We start from the raw sequence: 1660 nt of genomic DNA on the forward strand, positions 1-1660 counted from the left end.
GTTGGACGAGGGGGCTTGGGTGCGAGACGGGTCCGGTACACGATCGCAATGGCCAGTCCGATGGTGGCGCTGACGTCGGCGAAGGCAAGCGCCCCGTGAATACCGGCACGTTGCGTGACCAGCCCTGCGAGAGCTGCACCGAGTGCGAAACCGGCGGCGTTCGCGCTGACCAGCCAGGTGTATGCCTCCGTCAGGGCACCGGCCGGAGCGAGGTCGTCGAGCAGGAGATATGCCGAGATCATGCTGGGCGCGTAGGCGAGTCCAACGAGAGTGAGCAACCCTCCGAGTTGGGCGATGGAGCCCGCCGCCGGGAGTGGAGCCACCAGGGCTGCGAAGCCTGCGGTGAGCCACACGTAACGGCGGTCGGGGCTCGTCTTCCAGGCACGGGCTCCGTAGTACGCACCGCTCAGCATGCTGCCAGCCGACATCATGGCCAACAGGACGCCGGAGTACGAGGCATGGCCCTGGTCCTGGGCCAGGGCGGGAACTGCGACGTTGAGGACTCCGTTCACGGTTCCGGTGCACACGAGTGTGCCCACAAGGACCCGCATTCCGGGGGAGCGCAACGGGCTGGGGGCACTCGACCGGCGGGCCGGTCGGCCGCCGGTCGCCCGGGACGCGGGCGCGGTGATGAAGGCGGTGGTGCCGGCGGCCGCGGCGATTCCCGACGCAATGAGGACTGCTGCCGGTGAGGCGAGCATCAGAAGCAGTGAGGCAGTCAGTGGGCCTGCCACCATGATCAGATCCTCAAGAAGCGCCTGGAGCGCGTAGGCCGCCTGCAGGTCATCGGGCCCATCAAGGACCCTCGGCCACAGCGCCCGCATCGAACCGCCGAGCGTTGAACTCGTCGCTCCCACCAGCGCAGCCAGCGAGAATAGCATCAGTGCGCCGTGGCGGGTCAGCACCGCGGCAACAAACCCGGCCAGCGCACACGTCTGGCACAACGAGAGACTGATCAGAATGCGCGACTGTCCCCATCGGTCCACGGCCCGCCCGCGAAACGGTGCACTCCCCGTGGTCCCGATCATCAGTGCCGCCACGGCCGCACCGGACAACGCGTACGAACCCTGCTGTTGATGGACGAGCAGCACGATGGCCAGGGGCCTCATGCCGTTCGGCAACCGACCGACAACCATGGCCAACACCAGCCGGGGAACCTGACGAGCCCGCAGGACACGGCGGTATCGCCCCAAAGTCATCGTGCGGTCATCAACTGACGTCATCACTGACCTCCCTGAAGGCACTCACGAGTGACCTCAGGGCTTTTGTCCCGTCAGTTGCGGCACCGGGCTCCCCGATGCTGGCACCGCTCGGTCACAGACCTCCCAGGCAAGGCGACGTGCTTGGGAGCGGAACCCTAGGTGCAACCACCGGTAGCCTAACGGCCAGAGAACCAGTCCATTGCCGGTTGCGGAAGTCGCCCATTCAAAGCCTTCACGCCTGGGCGACATCAGAGTGGATTCCTGATACGTCACCTGTATGACGAAGGGCGGGGTAATGTCCGCGACTCCGCATCTCGGCGCGCGGCAAGTGGCGCCACGCAGACGTAGCGACAGCCGGGATCAAGCGGTGAGGCTGTAGTTCTCCTGGTCGGGGCTGGGCTAGAGGCGTTGATGTTCGCGGGCCGCGTGGAAGATCCAGTAGTCCTCGAAGTCGCCGT

Annotated in this window: 1 protein-coding gene; it reads right to left on the bottom strand. The window is 66.4% G+C overall.

Annotated features, from left to right (window positions below; genetic code table 11):
• The coding region (locus ACFT7S_RS38675) for an MFS transporter (RefSeq protein WP_382741244.1) at positions 1-1136 on the bottom strand (1136 nt) is incomplete at its 3' end.
• Between the last annotated feature and the right edge of the window lie 524 nt (positions 1137-1660).

The sequence above is a fragment of the Streptomyces sp. NPDC057136 genome (assembly GCF_042670885.1).
GTDB lineage: Bacteria > Actinomycetota > Actinomycetes > Streptomycetales > Streptomycetaceae > Streptomyces.